This is a genomic window from Cellulosimicrobium sp. SH8 (assembly GCF_025818875.1).
GTDB classification, from domain to species: Bacteria; Actinomycetota; Actinomycetes; order Actinomycetales; family Cellulomonadaceae; genus Cellulosimicrobium; species Cellulosimicrobium cellulans_D.
This window is the reverse complement of the sequence record NZ_JAMXMH010000006.1, coordinates 130,231-146,702: the sequence shown is the minus strand read 5'-3', so window position 1 is coordinate 146,702 and position 16,472 is coordinate 130,231. Positions and strand designations below refer to the sequence as shown.

The window sequence follows — 16,472 nt, the reverse complement described above, 5'->3', positions numbered from 1 at the left end:
CTCCTCGGGGGGCCGACGGGTCGGCGGGCTTCAGGGGGAGGTGCTGAGCTACGACGCCGGTCAGGACGGTCCGGGGGAGGACCGCCCATGCTCCGACGGTAGGCCCAATCTGCCCCATCAGCAGGGCGGGAGATGACGCCAAGTGCTGAAAATCGACCGCTTGTGACTATGTTCACAAGCCTCCGGGACCATGGTCCTGATCTGCCGGGACCCGCGGCCCGGGGCGCGGTGCGTGTCGCCCAGGTTCGTTCGCGCCCCTGTGCGATACTGGGCGGAGCCGGGTGGGCACCGCATCGCCCTCCCGACGAGCACGAGATCGCGGCACCAGCGGACCGCGGCAGTCGGAGCGCCGACCGGGGCGAAGGGCCCGGTGGCAGGCGCCCGCGCCGCGCACGCGGACCGCGACCGTGGCCGACGACTTCCGTCGCCGGACGACGCGCTCCGGTGCGCTCGTCACGAGCGACGACCGACCGCCCCGAGGGGCCGCACGGTGCGGGGCGGTCCCTGTGGCAGCAGGAGCACGACGCGTGACGCTCGACAGCACTTCCGACAACACCCCCTCCGAGTCGACGGCGGACGCCGCGGCGGCCCCCGACCGGGCCGAGAGCTCGACTCCGGCCGGGCGCAAGCCCGCCCGCCGCCGCGCCACGCGCAGCGCGGCGCCGCCCCAGGCGCCGGTCGCGACGGCCGGGGGTGCGACCGCCTCCGCCGAGGCGCCCGCGGCGCTCGCGGACTCGAACCCGGCCGCCGCGCCGGCAGTCCCCGACGCGGCCGAGGAGAAGCCCGCGCGCCGCTCGCGCCGCGCGACCCGGACCACGTCCGCGTCCGCCGAGCCCGCGGTCGACGACGCCGCGGTGACCTCCGAGCCCGAGGCGGCACCGGAGGCGACCGCAGCGAAGGGCCGTGGCCGCACCGCGCGCCGCGCCCAGGGCGGCGCGAGGAAGCCCGCGACCACCGCGCCCGACGCCCCGCTCGACGTGCTCTCGGAGTTCGGGCTGAGCGCGGCCCCCGCCGCGGAGCAGGCGCCTCCCGCGACCGCCGGCCCGGACGCGGACGCCTTGCTCGGCACGACCGACGCGCCGCGCAAGACCAAGCGCACCCGGACGACGCGCAAGGCGGCCCCGGCGGACGACGCGACGGTGGACGCGAAGGTGATCGAGGCGCCGGAGGCCGCGCCTGCCGAGGCCGCAGAGCCCGTCGGTGCCGCGACCGAGGCTCCCGCGGAGAAGAAGCCCGCGCGCCGCTCGCGCCGCGCGACCGCCGCGGCCGGTGCCCCGACCACGACGGCCCCCGCGGCGGAGGCTCCTGCCGCGGAGGCGACGCCGACCGCCGACGCGCCGACCGTCGCCGCCGAGGCGACCGTGCCGCCCGCCGAGGCGGACGCGCCCGCCCCCCAGGATGCGCCGAAGAAGCCCGCGCGCCGCTCGCGCCGCGCGACCTCGAAGGCGGCCACGGCCGAGGCCGTGCTCGAGCCGCAGGAGGCGGCGGAGGCGACGTCCAGCGACGCACCGGCGCCCGCGGCCGCTCCCGGGGCGCCCGTCTCGCCCGCCGCGACCGGTGCGGGCACGAGCACGCCGCGGCTCGCGACGACCGCCCTGCTCTTCCAGGCGCCCGATCCCGCGGCCGCGCCGCGCCGACCCCGCCGCGCCCAGAGCCCGGCCGGCCCGCCGCGTCACGTCGAGCCGACCCCTGCGGCCGAGGCAGCTCCCGTCGTGGTCGAGCCGCGCGAGCGGTCCCCGAAGAAGTCCGCGGCCGCCCCGGTGGCGCCGGAGCGCCCGGAGGACGTGACGGTCGAGGTCGCGCTCACGGGCGAGGACGCTGCGGCCGTCGAGGAGATCGAGGCCATCGAGTCGGAGCTCGTCGCCGAGGGGGTCGAGCTCCCCGACGACGCGTTCGGCCCGGAGGACTTCGTCGACCTGGACGAGGCCGAGCCCGACGAGCCCGAGGACCAGGCCGCGTCCGACGAGGCCGAGTCCGGTCCTCGCCGTCGCCGTCGCCGTGGTGGCCGCGGTCGCCGCGGTCGTCCGGACGCGGGTCGCGAGCAGGACGAGAGCGACGAGACCCCCGCCGAGGGCGACGAGCCGGCCGACACCGGCGCGGACGCCGAGGCCGACGAGACCGAGCACGACTCCGCCGACGCCGAGCCCGGCGAGGACGAGGCGGGCAGCAGCCGCCGTCGCCGCCGTCGCCGCCGCGGTGGGCGGGGCGAGAGCGGCGAGAGCTCCTCGACCCGTTCGCGGCCGCGCGAGCGCAGCCTGGCCGACGAGGTCACGGCGCTCAAGGGATCGACGCGCCTGGAGGCGAAGCGCCAGCGCCGCCGTGAGGGCCGGGACGCGGGGCGTCGCCGCCAGATCATCACCGAGGCGGAGTTCCTCGCGCGCCGTGAGGCGGTCGAGCGGTCGATGGTCGTGCGCGAGCGCGCGGGCCGGACGCAGATCGCCGTGCTCGAGGACGGGGTGCTCGTCGAGCACTACGTCTCCCAGCAGTCGCAGGCGTCCATGGCGGGCAACGTCTACCTGGGCCGGGTCCAGAACGTGCTGCCCAGCATGGAGGCGGCGTTCATCGACGTCGGCAAGGGCCGCAACGCCGTGCTGTACGCGGGCGAGGTGAACTGGGACGCGGCCGGGCTCGAGGGCCAGCCGCGCCGCATCGAGCAGGCGCTCAAGTCGGGCGACTCCGTGCTCGTCCAGGTGACCAAGGACCCGATCGGGCACAAGGGCGCCCGCCTCACGTCGCAGATCACGCTCGCGGGCCGCTACCTCGTGTTCGTGCCGGGCGGCGGCATGACGGGCATCAGCCGCAAGCTGCCCGACACGGAGCGCAACCGCCTCAAGAAGATCCTCAAGGAGGTCGTGCCCGACGGCGCGGGCGTCATCGTGCGCACCGCCGCCGAGGGCGCGAGCGAGGAGGAGCTGCGCGCCGACGTCGAGCGGCTGCGCGGGCAGTGGGAGGCCATCGAGAGGAAGTCGAAGAGCGCCTCGGCGCCGGCGCTCCTCCAGGGCGAGCCCGACCTCGCGATCCGCGTGGTCCGCGACATCTTCAACGACGACTTCAGCTCGCTCGTCGTCGAGGGCGACGGTGCGTGGAGCGAGATCTCCTCGTACGTCGAGGAGCTCGCGCCGGACCTGCGCGAGCGCGTCTCGAAGTGGACGGGCACGCAGGACGTCTTCACGGTGCACCGCGTCGACGAGCAGCTCGCCAAGGGGATGGACCGCAAGGTCTGGCTGCCCTCCGGTGGCTCGCTCGTCATCGACCGCACCGAGGCGATGACCGTCGTCGACGTCAACACGGGCAAGTTCACCGGCTCGGGCGGCACGCTCGAGGAGACGGTGACGCGCAACAACCTGGAGGCGGCCGAGGAGATCGTCCGCCAGCTCCGGCTGCGCGACATCGGCGGCATCATCGTCATCGACTTCATCGACATGGTGCTCGAGTCCAACCGTGACCTCGTGCTGCGTCGCCTCGTCGAGTGCCTGGGCCGCGACCGGACCAAGCACCAGGTCGCCGAGGTCACGTCGCTCGGGCTCGTGCAGATGACGCGCAAGCGCGTCGGCCAGGGGCTCGTCGAGGCGTTCAGCGAGACGTGCGAGCACTGCCACGGGCGCGGGTTCATCGTGCACACCGACCCGATCGAGAAGTCGGGCGGCAACGGTCGTGGGGGTCACGACCACGGCAGCGGCACGGGCAGCAGCCCTGCCGTCGAGGAGCCGGCCGAGGCCGGCCGCTCGCGGTCGCGCCGCAAGCGAGGGTCGGGCTCCGGCACCACGGCGGCCAAGGACACCGCGATCACCCTCCCGCAGGCGGCCGTCCCGGTGCTCCCGGAGGTCACCTCGGAGGCGCGTGCGGCCGTGAAGGCCACGCTCGCGACGATCGCCGCGGCCGCGGCGCACGCTCACGAGCACGAGCACGACGGCGCGGACCCCGCGTCGATCCCCGCGGACGACGCGCACGCGGAGCCCGGCGAGGAGTGACGGGGGCCGCACCCGGCGGCGTACCGCTGTACGCCGCCGGGGCCCGCGCCCGCCTGCGCGGGTGGCGCGCGGACGACCTCGCCGCGTACCGCGCGTGGCTGCGCCCGGAGCACGAGTGGCACCGGTGGGACGGGCCGTACTACCCCGTGCCCGACGACGCCGCGTCCGACGCGGCGGTGGCGCGCCTCGCGCGCGCGGCCGCCGGCCAGGCAGCCCGCCCGGACGGGTTGGCCGACGACGGCCTCCCGCCGCGGCGCGTCGTGGTCGCCGACGAGGAGGACCGGCTCGTCGGGACGTGCTCCTGGTACTGGGAGTCGGCGGAGACGCAGTGGGCGCGCGTGGGCATCGGCCTCTACGACCCCGCGGTGCGCGGCCGCGGCCTGGGCCGCGACGCGCTCGGCGCGTGGATCACCTACCTGTTCTCGGTGACTGACTGGGTCCGCCTCGACCTCGCGACGTGGTCCGGGAACGCCGCGATGCTCGGCGCCGGCCGAGCGCTCGGTCTCGTCGAGGAGGGCCGGTTCCGCGACGCGCGCGTCGTCGACGGCGCGCGGTACGACGCGGTCGTCCTGGGCGTCCTGCGCCGGGAGTGGGCCCTCCGGGCCTGACCGGCTCGTGACCGGCTCAGAGGCGTCTTCGTCCCCGTCACCTGCACCTGGCATCATGCCGCCATGGGTTACGACCTCTCTGGCCGCCTCGTCGTCGGCGTCGCCTCGTCCGCACTGTTCGACCTCACCGAGTCCGACCGCGTGTTCCGTACGCAGGGGGAGGCGGCGTACCGCGACTTCCAGGAGCGCCATCGCGACGACGCGCTGGCCCCGGGCGTCGCCTTCGGGTTCGTGCGCCGTCTGCTCGCGCTGAACGACCTGGCGCCAGCGGCGGACGACCCGCTCGTCGAGGTCATCGTCATGTCACGCAACTCGCCGGAGACGGGCCTGCGGGTCATGCGCTCGATCCGGCACCATGACCTCGACATCACGCGCGCCGTCTTCCGCCAGGGCCGCAGCCCGCACGAGTTCATCCGGCCGCTGCACGTCGACCTGTTCCTCTCCGCCGACGAGCGGTCCGTGCGCGACGCGGTCGACCTCGGCCTGCCGGCCGGGTACGTGCTGGACCCGACGTTCGCGGACGAGGCCGGCGACGAGCTGCGCATCGCGTTCGACTTCGACGGCGTGCTCGCGGACGACTCGTCGGAGCGCCGCTTCCAGGACGGCGGCCTCGCGTCGTTCCGCGAGCACGAGGAGCTCAACGCCGACGTCCCGCTCGGGCGCGGCCCGCTGCGCGAGCTCCTCGTCGGCATCCACCGCGTCCAGGTCGTCGAGCGCGAGCGGCAGGCGGCCGACGCGTCGTACCAGCCGCGCGTGCACGTCTCGCTCGTCACGGCGCGGTCCGCCCCGGCCCACGAGCGCGCGGTCGCGACGCTGTCGTCCTGGGGCGTCACCGTCGACGACGCGTTCTTCCTGGGCGGCGTGGACAAGGACGGCGTGCTCGAGGTGCTGCGCCCGCACATCTTCTTCGACGACCAGCGGGCCGTCGTCGAGGCCGCACGACGCGTCGCCCCGTCGGTCCACGTGCCCTACGGCGAGCTCAACCGTGGCATCCTGCCCGCCGACCCGGCGCTCGGTGCCCGCGGCACCCGGCCGGCCGACGTCGTCCCGCCCGCGCCCGCGCGGCGCGAGGCCGCGACTCCGCCCGCTCCCGCCGCGCCCTCGGGGGAGCGCGACGCCGAGGAGGAGCCGGCGCGGGAGCGCGCCCAGGAGTCCGCGCGTCCCGCGGGCACCGGCACGCGCGAGCTCCCGCTCGTGCGCTCCGTCCCGGGCGTCGGCGGGGCGGGCCTCGCCGGGATCGCCGCAGGGGCGACGGTCGCGCCGGTCGCGGAGCCTGCGCGCGACGTCGAGCGGCGCGACCCCGCACCCGCCCCGGTGGCTCCTGCCGCCCCAGCAGACGCCGGGGACACCGCGCCCCCGGCGGCGGTGACCGCGGAGCCCGCGGGCCGTGCCTCCGACGCCGAGGGTCCCGGGTCGCCCGGGACCACGCTCCTCAGGCGTCGCGACGTCGCCCGCCCCGGCGCGCCTGACCGCGTCTCGGTCCTCGGCCCGGCGGGGGAGCCCAAGCCGCTCCCCGTCCGCCCGCCGTCGAACGGCTCGGCCCGGCACCACTGACCGGGCGGCATCGGCTCCGCGTCGCGCGGCGCCGGTGCGTCGGTGGTTCACTGCTCGCATGAGCGGCGCCGCGCGACTCCCGGACGCCTCGCCTCGCGCGGGCGGGCGGGTCGAGGTGGTGTGCGGCCCCATGTTCGCGGGCAAGACCGAGGAGCTGCTGCGCCGGGTGCGCCGCGCCGAGGTCGCGGGACGACGGGTCGAGGTGGTCGGCCACGTCCTCGACACCCGGCGGGGGACCGGCACGGTGAGCTCGCACTCCGGTCTGGCGATCCCGTCGCGGACGGCCCGCGACGCGGCCGACCTCGCGCGCCTGGTGCGCGACGGCGCCCCGCTCGACCTCGTCGCGGTCGACGAGGCCCACTTCTTCGGGCCGGACCTCGTCGACGTCGTCCAGCGCCTCGCGGACGACGGGGTGGTGGTGGTCGTCGCGGGGCTCGACGTGACGTTCGACGCACGCCCGTTCGAGCCCCTGCCCACGCTCGCGGCCCTCGCCGAGCGCGTCGACAAGCTCACGGCCGTGTGCGCGGTGTGCGGCGAGGACGCGGCGTTCCACGTACGGGTGGCGCCGGAGGCCGTCGCGGCAGGTCCGGGGTCGCACGACCCGCTCGTCCCGGCAGCGGCGCACGTCGGCGGCGCGGAGAGCTACGAGGCGCGCTGCCGCGCGCACCTGCCCGGGGCGCCGTGGCGGTCTCAGCCGGGCGACCCGGTCGGGCCGGGCGGGTCCTCGACGAGCGGGACGAACGAGTAGGAACCGTGCTCGCTGAGGCGGACGCGGCCGGGCTCGTCGGGCTCGCCGGGCACGCTCGGCGCGGCCTCGACGAGCACCATCGTGTGCCGGATGGGGATCACCATGCGGCCGCCCGGCGCGAGCTGGCCCACGAGGGCCTCGGGGAGCGTGTCGGCCGCGGCGGACACGAGGATCCGGTCGTAGCGCTCGCCCGGCGTGCCGAGCACCCCCCGCGGCGCCGTCACGATGCGCGCCCACGGCGAGTGCGCCGTCGCGAGGTTCGCCGCGCCCCACGCGGCGAGGTCGGGGTCGCGCTCGACCCCCAGCACGTGTCCCGCCGGCCCGACGAGGACGGCGAGCAGCGCCGTCGTCCACCCGGAGCCGGACCCGACGTCGAGCACCCCGTCCCCGGGGGCGACGTCGAGCAGCCGCAGCATCGCCGCGACGGTCGACGGCTGCGAGTTCGTCTGGCCGTGCCCGATGGCGAGCGGGCGGTCCTGGCCCGCCCAGCGGCGCTGCGCGCGGGGGACGAACGCGCGGCGGTCCACGACGCGCATCGCGGCGGCGACGGCGTCCCGGGCGTGACCGGAGGTGCCGCCCGGCGGGCTCGCGGAGCGCATGCGACCACCTCCCCGGCCAGCGTAGGCACGACCGGGCCGCGCCTGCCCGGTCGGACGCCCGCGTGGCACCGGAGGGGCCCTCGCTCCGGGTGGCGGGGCCGGGCGGGCGGCGGGATGCTCGAGAGGTGCGCGGGCGCACCGGTGCGCCCGCCCGGAACCGGGGAGCACGGCATGAGCGGCACGGTGGCACGGATCACGCATCTCAGCGCGCGGTCGGACACGAGCTTCGAGGACGCCGTCCGCGTCGGGGTCGAGCGCGCGGCGAGCACGTTGCGCAACGTCTCCGGCGCGTGGGTCAAGGAGCAGAAGGTTGACATCGAGGACGGGCGCATCGTCGCCTGGCAGGTCGTCCTCGAGGTGACGTTCGTCCTCGAGTGAGAAGGCCTCCCGGGGCCGTCGCGACCGAGGCGGGCCTGCGCGCGCGTCGTCGTGCGCGGTACCGGCACGCGCCATTTGACCTGCGCGCCGGGGATCCGTAGTCTTGAACGTCGGCGCGCCCAGGCGCGCCGGTCCCGTGTGCCCACGGACGACTCGCACTCGCACGCCGCGGCGTGGCCGGAGTCTCCAAGACGAACTCGCCGTGACGAGCACGCCAAGACTAGGAGAGATGAGCAGCAACGTGGTGTACGCGATCGTCAAGGCCGGTGGCCGCCAGGAGAAGGTTTCAGTCGGCGACATCGTCGTGGTGGACCGGGTGTCCGCCAAGGTCGGTGAGTCCCTCGAGCTGCCCGCTCTCCTGCTGGTGGACGGGGAGAAGGTGACCACCGACGCGGCGAAGCTCGCGAAGGTCAAGGTCACCGCCGAGGTCGTGCGGGACGAGAAGGGTCCGAAGATCACGATCCTGCGGTACAAGAACAAGACCGGTTACCGCCGTCGTCAGGGTCACCGTCAGCAGCTGACCCGCCTCAAGGTCACCGGCATCAAGTGACCTCGCCCGGCGCGAGGTAGCGGCCACGGGCCGCCCGCGCCGACCGGCACCCTCCCTCAGCAACCAGCACGAAAGCAGGTTCGTCATGGCACACAAGAAGGGCGCGAGCTCCTCGCGCAACGGTCGCGACTCCAACGCCCAGCGCCTCGGCGTGAAGCGCTTCGGCGGTCAGGTCGTCAAGTCGGGCGAGATCATCGTCCGCCAGCGCGGCACGCACTTCCACCCCGGTGAGAACGTCGGCCGCGGCAAGGACGACACGCTGTTCGCCCTGGCCGCCGGTGCGGTCCAGTTCGGCACGCGTCGTGGCCGCAAGGTCATCGACATCGTCGCCGTCGAGGGCTGAGCGACAGCCACAGGCTTCGAGCAGGAGGGGCGCACCGACGCGGTGCGCCCCTCCTGCTGTTTCTCGCACACCCACCTCTGAGAGGATCGTTCCATGGCCAGCTTCGTCGACCGTGTCGTCCTGCACGTCTCCGGCGGCAACGGCGGGAACGGGTGCGCCTCGGTCCGTCGCGAGAAGTTCAAGCCGCTCGCCGGCCCCGACGGCGGCAACGGCGGTGACGGCGGGACCGTGCGCCTCGTGGTCGACGCGCAGACCACGACGCTGCTCGAGTACCACCACTCGCCGCACCGGCACGCGACGTCGGGCACCCAGGGCATGGGCGACGACCGCGACGGCGCGAACGGCGAGGACCTCGTCCTGCGCGTGCCGGACGGCACCGTCGTCAAGACGGCGGACGGCGCCGTCCTCGCCGACCTCGTGGGCGACGGCGCGGAGTACGTCGTCGCCGAGGGCGGTCGCGGCGGGCTCGGCAACGCCGCGCTCTCGTCGCCGCGCCGCAAGGCGCCGGGCTTCGCGCTGCTGGGCGAGCCGGGCGAGGAGCGGGACGTCGTCCTCGAGCTGAAGACGATCGCCGACGTTGCGCTCGTCGGGTACCCCAGCGCCGGCAAGTCGTCGCTCGTCGCCGCGATCTCGGCCGCGCGGCCCAAGATCGCCGACTACCCGTTCACGACGCTCGTGCCGAACCTCGGCGTCGTGCAGGCGGGCTCCGCCCGGTTCACCGTCGCGGACGTCCCCGGCCTCATCCCGGGCGCGAGCGAGGGCAAGGGCCTCGGGCTCGAGTTCCTGCGCCACATCGAGCGCACCGCCGTGATCGTGCACGTCCTCGACTGCGCGACGCTCGAGCCGGGCCGCGACCCGATCAGCGACCTCGACGTCATCGAGGCGGAGCTCGCCGCCTACGCCCAGGACCTCGACATCGAGGGCGGCCGCGTGCCGCTGACCGAGCGGCCCCGGCTCGTCGTCCTCAACAAGATCGACGTGCCCGAGGCGCGCGAGCTCGCCGACCTGGTCAAGCCCGACCTCGAGGCGCGCGGCCTGCGCGTGTTCGAGATCTCGACGGCCAGCCACGAGGGCCTGCGCCCGCTGACCTACGCGCTCGCCGAGCTCGTCGAGAAGGCCCGTGCCGAGGCGCCCGCGCCGGAGCCGACGCGCGTCGTGCTGCGGCCCCGCGCCGTCGACGAGGCCGGGTTCACCGTCACGCGCAAGGGCGGGGCCACGGACTACTGGTTCGAGGTGCGCGGCGCCAAGCCCGAGCGCTGGGTGCGCCAGACGGACTTCAGCAACGACGAGGCTGTCGGCTACCTCGCCGACCGTCTCGCCCGCCTGGGCGTGGAGGAGAAGCTCTTCGCCGCCGGGGCCGTCGGGGGTGACGAGGTGCGCATCGGCACCGACGCCAACGCCGTCGTCTTCGACTGGGAGCCGACGCTCATGACCGGCTCCGAGCTGCTCGGCGGCCCGCGCGGCTCCGACAACCGTCTCGACGAGCGCCTGCGCCCGACGCGCTCGGAGAAGCGTCGCGAGCACCACGAGCGCATGGACGCCAAGGCCGAGGCGCGTCGCGAGCTGTGGACCGAGCGCGAGGCCGGCACGTGGACGGACCCCGACGCGGACTGACGCGGATATCCGCTGTGGGCGGGGAATGGGCCCGGTCCCCACGAGGGGACCGGGCCCATTCCCCGCCCACAACCGGTTCGGGGCGTCCTGGTCCGTGAAATCCTGCGCGCCCGGGAGCGGCGAGCGGCGATGATGGGCGCGTGAACGCGCTGTCCTCCCGCTCCGAGATCGCCTCCGCCCACCGCGTGGTGGTGAAGATCGGCTCGTCCTCGCTCACGGGCCCGGACGGGCACCTCGATCTCACCGCCCTGCGCGCGCTCGTCGACGTGCTCGCGGCCCGACGCGCGGCGGGCGGCCAGGTCGTGCTCGTCACGTCCGGAGCGATCGCCGCCGGCCTCGGCCCCCTGGGGCTCGCGAGCCGACCGCGCGACCTCGCGACGGCGCAGGCGACCGCCTCGGTCGGCCAGGGCATGCTCGTCGCCCGCTACACCGAGGCGTTCGCGGGGCACGGGCTGCGCGTCGGGCAGGTGCTGCTCACCGCGGAGGACACCGTGCGCCGCGGTCACTACCGCAACGCCCAGCGCTCGCTCGAGCGACTGCTCGACCTCGGCGTCGTGCCGATCGTCAACGAGAACGACGCCGTCGCGACGGACGAGATCCGGTTCGGCGACAACGACCGCCTCGCCGCGCTCGTCTCCCACCTCGTGCGCGCCGACGCGATGGTGCTGCTCACCGACGTCGACGGCCTGTACGACGGCCCGCCCTCACGCCCGGGCACGCGGCGGATCGCCGAGGTGCGCTCGGCGGCCGATATCGAGGGCATCGAGGTCACGGGCCGGGGGAGCGCGGTCGGGACGGGCGGCATGCTCACCAAGCTCGAGTCCGTCTCCATCGCGACCGGTACGGGCATCCCGGTGGTGCTGACCCAGGCGCAGAACGCGGCCGCCGCGCTCGCGGGCGACGCGGTCGGGACCTGGTTCGCCGCGACCGGCAAGCGGACGACCCGGCGTCGGCTCTGGCTCGCGCACGCCGCGCGAACCCGCGGTCGGCTCGTCCTCGACGACGGCGCGGTGCAGGCCGTGCAGGGCGGGCGCGCGTCGCTCCTGCCCGCGGGGGTCACGGCCGTCGAGGGGGAGTTCGACGCCGGGGACCCGGTCGAGCTCGTGGCCTCGGACGGGCGTGTGGTCGCCCGCGGGCTCGTCGCGTTCGAGTCCCGTGACATCCCCGACCTCCTCGGCCGGTCGACGGGCGAGCTGCGGGCCGAGCTGGGCGAGGGCTACGACCGCGAGGTCGTGCACCGCGACGACCTCGTCCTGGTGCGCAAGCGGGGCCGCTGACCGGCCGTCGGACGGCGCCCCCGGCGCGAGGCCGACCGACGTAGGCTCGGTCCATGACCACCACCGAGGACGCGCCCGTCGTCGCGGGCGCCACCGAGCCCCAGCCCGCCGGTCCGGCCGCAGCCGGCACCGGGAGCGACGTCGCGACCGCCGTCGAGGACGTCGCGCGCCGCGCCAAGGTCGCCTCGCGCACCCTGGCGACGGCCACGCGCGCGACCAAGGACGCCGCGCTCCTCGCGCTCGCCGACGCGCTCGTCGCGGCGACGGACGAGATCGTGGCCGCGAACGCCGTCGACCTCGCGCGCGAGCGCGCGAACGGCATGAGCGAGGGCCTGCTCGACCGGCTCGCGCTCGACGGCCCCCGCATCGTCGCGATCGCCGACGCGGTGCGCGCCCTCGCGGGCCTGCCGGACCCGGTGGGCGAGGTCGTGCGCGGATCGACGCTGCCGAACGGGCTGCGCCTGCGCCAGCTCCGCGTGCCGATGGGCGTCGTCGGCATGATCTACGAGGCGCGGCCCAACGTGACGGTCGACGCCGCGGGGCTCGCGCTGAAGAGCGGCAACGCCGTGATCCTGCGCGGCGGCTCCGCGGCCGCGAGCTCCAACGAGGTGATCGTGGGCGTGCTCGCCCGCGCGCTCGAGGGGCAGGGGCTTCCCGGCGACCTCGTGCAGTCGATCGACCGCCACGGCCGTCCGGGCGCCGTCGCGCTCATGCACGCGCGCGGGCTCGTCGACGTGCTGGTGCCGCGCGGCGGCGCCGACCTCATCCGCACGGTGGTGCGTGAGTCGACCGTGCCCGTCATCGAGACCGGCGTCGGCAACGTCCACGTGTACGTGGACGCGAGCGCCGACCGGGCGATGGCGCTCGAGATCCTGCTCAACGCCAAGACGCAGCGGGTGGGCGTGTGCAACGCCGCCGAGACGCTCCTGGTCCACGCGGACGCCGCGCCCGACTTCCTGCCGGCCGCCCTCGCCGCGCTGACCGCGGCCGGCGTCGTCGTGCACGGCGACGACCGCACGGCCGGCCTCGCGCCCGAGGGTACCGAGGTGCTCGCGGCCACCGACGAGGACTGGGCGACCGAGTACCTCGCGCCGGAGATCGCCGTGCGCGTGGTCGACGACCTCGACGCCGCGATCGAGCACGTCCGCACGTGGACGTCCGGGCACACCGAGGCGATCGTCACGCGCGACCTCGCGTCCTCGGAGCGGTTCGTCGCGGAGCTCGACTCGGCCGCCATCATGGTCAACGCGTCGACGCGGTTCACCGACGGCGGCCAGTTCGGCCTCGGCGCGGAGATCGGCATCTCGACGCAGAAGCTCCACGCGCGCGGCCCCATGGGCCTCGCCGAGCTCACGACGACGAAATGGGTCGTGCACGGCGACGGTCACGTTCGTCCGTGACGCGCGGTTCGTCGGCAAGTACCTGATACCTGCCGGACCGGGCCGCCGGACGGTCGTGAGAGACTGGTCGGCGACCGGAGCCCGTCCGGTCCGCCGTCGGGCCGGTCCCGGCAGGCGTACCGTTCCACCGCACCACCCCGGACCGCGGCACGACACCGTCCGCCCCGGGGACGACCTTCGAGGAGGACGTCGTGATCTCTGCCGTCGTGCTGGCCGCCGAGGAAGGCGCCGAGGCCGCGTCGCACCTGCCCATCCCGCCGCTCGCCTACGGGCTGCTCGGGTTCGGCGGGCTCGTGGCCCTGCTGCTCGTGACCTACGCGTTCCGCAGCGTCGGCACGCGGCACTGATAGCGAACGACGGAAGCGCCCGCGACCGATGACGCCCCGATGAGCCCGCGCCGTCCCCGCCTGGGGGTGATGGGTGGCACGTTCGACCCCATCCACCACGGCCACCTCGTCGCGGCGAGCGAGGCCGCGGCGCGGTTCGACCTCGACGAGGTCGTGTTCGTCCCCACGGGCAAGCCGTCGTTCAAGCAGCACCAGAGCGTCAGCCCGGCCGAGCACCGGTACCTCATGACGGTCATCGCGACCGCCTCGAACCCGCGGTTCACGGTGAGCCGGGTCGACGTCGACCGGCCGGGACTGACCTTCACGGTCGACACGCTGCGCGACCTGCGGGCCGCGCGCCCGGACGCGGAGCTGTTCTTCATCACGGGTGCGGACGCGATCGAGCAGATCCTGACCTGGAAGGATGCCGACGAGCTGTGGAAGATGGCACACTTCGTGGCTGTCTCCCGCCCGGGCCACAGCCTGAGCGTCGAGGGTCTGCCGCCGGGCGTGGTCACCATGCTCGAGGTCCCGGCCCTCGCCATCTCGTCGACGGACTGCCGTCGGCGTGCGGAGGCGGGCCAGCCGGTGTGGTACCTGGTTCCGGACGGCGTGGTCCAGTACATCGCCAAGCACGGTTTGTATCGAGGTCAGCACGATGAGTGACAACGGCAGCAACATGCAGCCCGTCCGCCCCCTCACGCGGCGCGAGATGCGCGAGCGCGAGCAGGCGGCCGCGGCCGAGCGGTCCGCGCAGCCCGGCACGCCTCCACCCGCCCCGGCGCCCGGCGCCGGCGGGTGGCAGCAGCCTGCCCCGGCGCGGCCCGCTGCTCCGGCGACCCCGCCGCCGTCGCGCCGCACCCTGCGCGAGACGACCGGTCCGACGGACTACCCGTCGCAGCCGTCCGTCGTCCGCCCGCCGGCCGCCTCGGGCGGCATGCGCGGTCTCGACGAGACGGGTCGCCTCACCCCGGTGCAGGAGACGGCGGAGCGCGTCGCGATCCGACCGCCGGCCCCGACGCCCGTCGTGCCGACGCGCACGAGCTCTCGACCCCCTGCGGGCACGCCGCGACCCGCCGTGCCGGGCGCCACCGGCCCCGTCCGGCCCCCGACGCCGTCCGCCCCCGTGACCGGCTTCGGGTCCGCACCGGTCGGCCGGGTCGGCGCGCCCGAGGCGCCGCCCGCCCAACCGCAGCGGCTGTCGGCCTTCTCAGCCCCCGCCGCGACACCGGCCGCGCCCCCCGCCACGCCGGCTCCCGCACCCGCTCCGTCTCCGTGGGGTGCGACCGCCGCGCCTGCGCCCGAGCGCACGCCGGCTGCCGCGCGGCCCGCGGCTCCGCCCGCCGAGGCCCCGGGGGCCGCGCTCCCGTGGTCGGCGATCACCTCGGGCTCGGCACCCGAGCCCGCGAGCGCGGGCCGCGAGCCCGCCTCGCCCTTCGGCGGCGTGCGCGAGACGGCGGCCGCAGCACCCGTCGCGGCCGGCGGCCCGTCCGACGACCTCTTCCCCCGTGTGCGCGCCCGCGCGGACGAGCTCGACGACGAGGCGGACGACGACCTCGACGACGAGCCGCGCGGCCCCTCGTACACATGGCTGCACTACCTCATCCTCGTCGCCGTGGCGTTCGTCCTCGGCCTGCTCGTGTGGACGCTCGTCTCGCGCGACGACCCGGGTCTCGCCACCGAGGACACGAGCGCCGCGGCGACCGCCGTGTCCACGTGGGACGACCCCGGCACCCTCGACACCGGCCGCTGAACGGCCGCACCATGAACGGAGACACGTGACTGCCACCGAACGAGCCGTAGAGCTCGCCGTCATCGCGGCGCGGGCGGCGTCCGACCGCAAGGCCGAGGAGATCATCGCGCTCGACGTGAGCGAGCAGCTCGTCCTCACGGACGTGTTCCTCATCGCGTCGGGGTCGAGCGAGCGCCAGGTCTCGGCGATCGTCGACGCGGTCGAGGAGGCGATGTTCAAGGCGGGGTCCAAGCCGATCCGTCGCGAGGGCAAGCAGGAGGCCCGCTGGGTCCTCATCGACTTCGGCGACGTCGTCGTGCACGTGCAGCACTCCGAGGACCGCGTCTACTACGCGCTCGAGCGCCTGTGGAAGGACTGCCCCGTCGTCGAGCTCCCCGAGGACGCGCGCGGTGGCGACGGCACGGCTGGCGACGCCGACGACACGACCCGCGGCGACGGCGCCATCCGCCTCTCGGGGGAGCCCCTGGCGTGACCGCCGGCACGCTCGTCCTCCTGCGCCACGGCCGGACGGCGTACAACGCCGCGATGCGCCTGCAGGGCCAGGTCGACATCCCGCTCGACGGCGTCGGGCAGTGGCAGGCCGAGCACGGCGCGAAGGCGCTCGCGAGCGCGCACCGCGCGACGCGCGTCGTCGCGTCGGACCTCGTGCGGGCCACCGACACCGCGCGCGCGTACGCGGGCGCGATCGGCGCGGAGGTCCTGCTCGACCCGCGGCTGCGCGAGCGCGGGTTCGGGGAGTGGGAGGGCCTGACGGGCCCGGAGATCGCCGAGCGGTGGCCCGAGGAGTACACGGCGTGGCGCCGGGGCGAGGAGCCCACGCGCGCGGGCGCCGAGACCAAGGCCGCCGTCGCCGCGCGCCTCGTGGAGGCCGTCACCGAGCACGTCGAGGCGCTGGAGCACGACGACACGCTCGTCGTCGTGTCTCACGGCGCCGCGATCACGCTCGCCGTCACCGCGCTGCTCGGGCTGGACCCGGAGGGGTGGCGCGGGATCTCCGGCCTGCACAACGTCCACTGGTCCCACCTGCACCGCTCCGCGCCCGCTGCGACGCCCGCGTGGCGCCTCGTGGCGCACAACGTCGGCGCCGGGTTCCCGCTCGACGAGTGGAACGCGGGACCGGATTGGAATCTGGAGCCGGTTTCTGCGTAGACTAGCGACGCTCCGCAGGACGGGAAACCGCTCAGCAGAGTGTTCATCCAGTGTTTGACCAGGATCTTCGCAGATCCACGGGGCTGTGGCGCAGCTGGTAGCGCACCTGCATGGCATGCAGGGGGTCAGGGGTTCGAGTCCCCTCAGCTCCACCCGTCAACGGTCGAAGGCCACGTCGGATCCCGCAGAGGGATCGGACGTG

Annotated in this window: 16 protein-coding genes and 1 tRNA gene; 16 read left to right on the top strand and 1 reads right to left on the bottom strand. The window is 75.5% G+C overall.

The genetic code is table 11. The features are described from left to right. Nucleotides 1-527: 527 nt before the first annotated feature. From NF338_RS10200 to NF338_RS10185, 4 genes are all read left to right on the top strand, one after another. Entirely contained in the window at nucleotides 528-3,971 is a 3,444-nt protein-coding gene (locus NF338_RS10200) for an Rne/Rng family ribonuclease (protein ID WP_264030662.1), read from the top strand. Beyond that, on the top strand, nucleotides 3,968-4,579 hold the full coding sequence (locus NF338_RS10195; RefSeq protein ID WP_264030661.1) for a GNAT family N-acetyltransferase: 612 nt from the start codon (nucleotides 3,968-3,970) through the stop codon (nucleotides 4,577-4,579). The genes NF338_RS10200 and NF338_RS10195 overlap by 4 nt, the downstream gene beginning before the upstream one ends. Nucleotides 4,580-4,642: 63 nt before the next feature. After that, nucleotides 4,643-6,133 (top strand): 5'-nucleotidase, encoded by a 1,491-nt coding sequence (locus NF338_RS10190; protein ID WP_264030660.1) that lies wholly within the window; start codon nucleotides 4,643-4,645, stop codon nucleotides 6,131-6,133. A gap of 58 nt (nucleotides 6,134-6,191) precedes the next feature. Continuing rightward, the gene (locus NF338_RS10185; RefSeq protein ID WP_264030659.1) at nucleotides 6,192-6,881 is read left to right on the top strand and encodes a thymidine kinase; all 690 of its coding nucleotides are present in this window, start codon (nucleotides 6,192-6,194) and stop codon (nucleotides 6,879-6,881) included. Here the strand turns inward: NF338_RS10185 and NF338_RS10180 are convergent. Continuing rightward, complete coding sequence (locus NF338_RS10180) at nucleotides 6,824-7,480, bottom strand: protein-L-isoaspartate O-methyltransferase family protein (protein WP_264030658.1); 657 nt, start codon at nucleotides 7,478-7,480, stop codon at nucleotides 6,824-6,826. The two genes, NF338_RS10185 and NF338_RS10180, sit on opposite strands and share 58 nt — an antisense overlap. Nucleotides 7,481-7,651: 171 nt before the next feature. On the opposite strand from NF338_RS10180, the gene NF338_RS10175 reads away from it, so the two are divergent. The 12 genes from NF338_RS10175 (at nucleotide 7,652) to NF338_RS10120 (ending at nucleotide 16,422) form a co-directional block, all read left to right on the top strand. Then, complete coding sequence (locus NF338_RS10175) at nucleotides 7,652-7,858, top strand: dodecin family protein (protein WP_087469349.1); 207 nt, start codon at nucleotides 7,652-7,654, stop codon at nucleotides 7,856-7,858. Nucleotides 7,859-8,087: 229 nt separating this feature from the next. After that, on the top strand, nucleotides 8,088-8,408 hold the full coding sequence (gene rplU, locus NF338_RS10170) for a 50S ribosomal protein L21 (protein WP_047234734.1): 321 nt from the start codon (nucleotides 8,088-8,090) through the stop codon (nucleotides 8,406-8,408). A gap of 85 nt (nucleotides 8,409-8,493) precedes the next feature. Next, entirely contained in the window at nucleotides 8,494-8,751 is a 258-nt protein-coding gene (gene rpmA / locus NF338_RS10165) for a 50S ribosomal protein L27 (RefSeq protein WP_047234735.1), read from the top strand. 93 nt (nucleotides 8,752-8,844) lie between these two features. Next, complete coding sequence (gene obgE / locus NF338_RS10160; RefSeq protein ID WP_264030657.1) at nucleotides 8,845-10,365, top strand: GTPase ObgE; 1,521 nt, start codon at nucleotides 8,845-8,847, stop codon at nucleotides 10,363-10,365. Nucleotides 10,366-10,514: 149 nt separating this feature from the next. Beyond that, entirely contained in the window at nucleotides 10,515-11,642 is a 1,128-nt protein-coding gene (gene proB / locus NF338_RS10155) for a glutamate 5-kinase (RefSeq protein ID WP_264030783.1), read from the top strand. A 53-nt stretch (nucleotides 11,643-11,695) separates the two neighbouring features. Next, nucleotides 11,696-13,042 carry a glutamate-5-semialdehyde dehydrogenase gene (locus NF338_RS10150; protein ID WP_264030656.1) on the top strand — a complete coding sequence of 449 codons (1,347 nt, stop codon included), beginning with the start codon at nucleotides 11,696-11,698 and terminating at the stop codon, nucleotides 13,040-13,042. A 191-nt stretch (nucleotides 13,043-13,233) separates the two neighbouring features. After that, nucleotides 13,234-13,389: a hypothetical protein gene (locus NF338_RS10145; RefSeq protein WP_021483496.1), complete on the top strand. Its 156-nt coding sequence runs from the start codon at nucleotides 13,234-13,236 to the stop codon at nucleotides 13,387-13,389. A 39-nt stretch (nucleotides 13,390-13,428) separates the two neighbouring features. Continuing rightward, nucleotides 13,429-14,034 carry a nicotinate-nucleotide adenylyltransferase gene (gene nadD / locus NF338_RS10140; RefSeq protein WP_047233692.1) on the top strand — a complete coding sequence of 202 codons (606 nt, stop codon included), beginning with the start codon at nucleotides 13,429-13,431 and terminating at the stop codon, nucleotides 14,032-14,034. After that, a complete protein-coding gene (locus NF338_RS10135; RefSeq protein ID WP_264030655.1) occupies nucleotides 14,027-15,121 on the top strand; it encodes a hypothetical protein in 1,095 nt (364 codons plus the stop codon). The genes nadD and NF338_RS10135 overlap by 8 nt, the downstream gene beginning before the upstream one ends. Before the next feature lie 25 nt (nucleotides 15,122-15,146). Then, nucleotides 15,147-15,593 carry a ribosome silencing factor gene (rsfS, locus tag NF338_RS10130; protein WP_264030654.1) on the top strand — a complete coding sequence of 149 codons (447 nt, stop codon included), beginning with the start codon at nucleotides 15,147-15,149 and terminating at the stop codon, nucleotides 15,591-15,593. After that, a complete protein-coding gene (locus tag NF338_RS10125) occupies nucleotides 15,590-16,270 on the top strand; it encodes a histidine phosphatase family protein (RefSeq protein WP_264030653.1) in 681 nt (226 codons plus the stop codon). Before rsfS ends, NF338_RS10125 begins: the two co-directional genes overlap by 4 nt. A gap of 79 nt (nucleotides 16,271-16,349) precedes the next feature. Then, nucleotides 16,350-16,422 (top strand) — tRNA-Ala (locus NF338_RS10120). The last annotated feature ends 50 nt before the right edge of the window (nucleotides 16,423-16,472 follow it).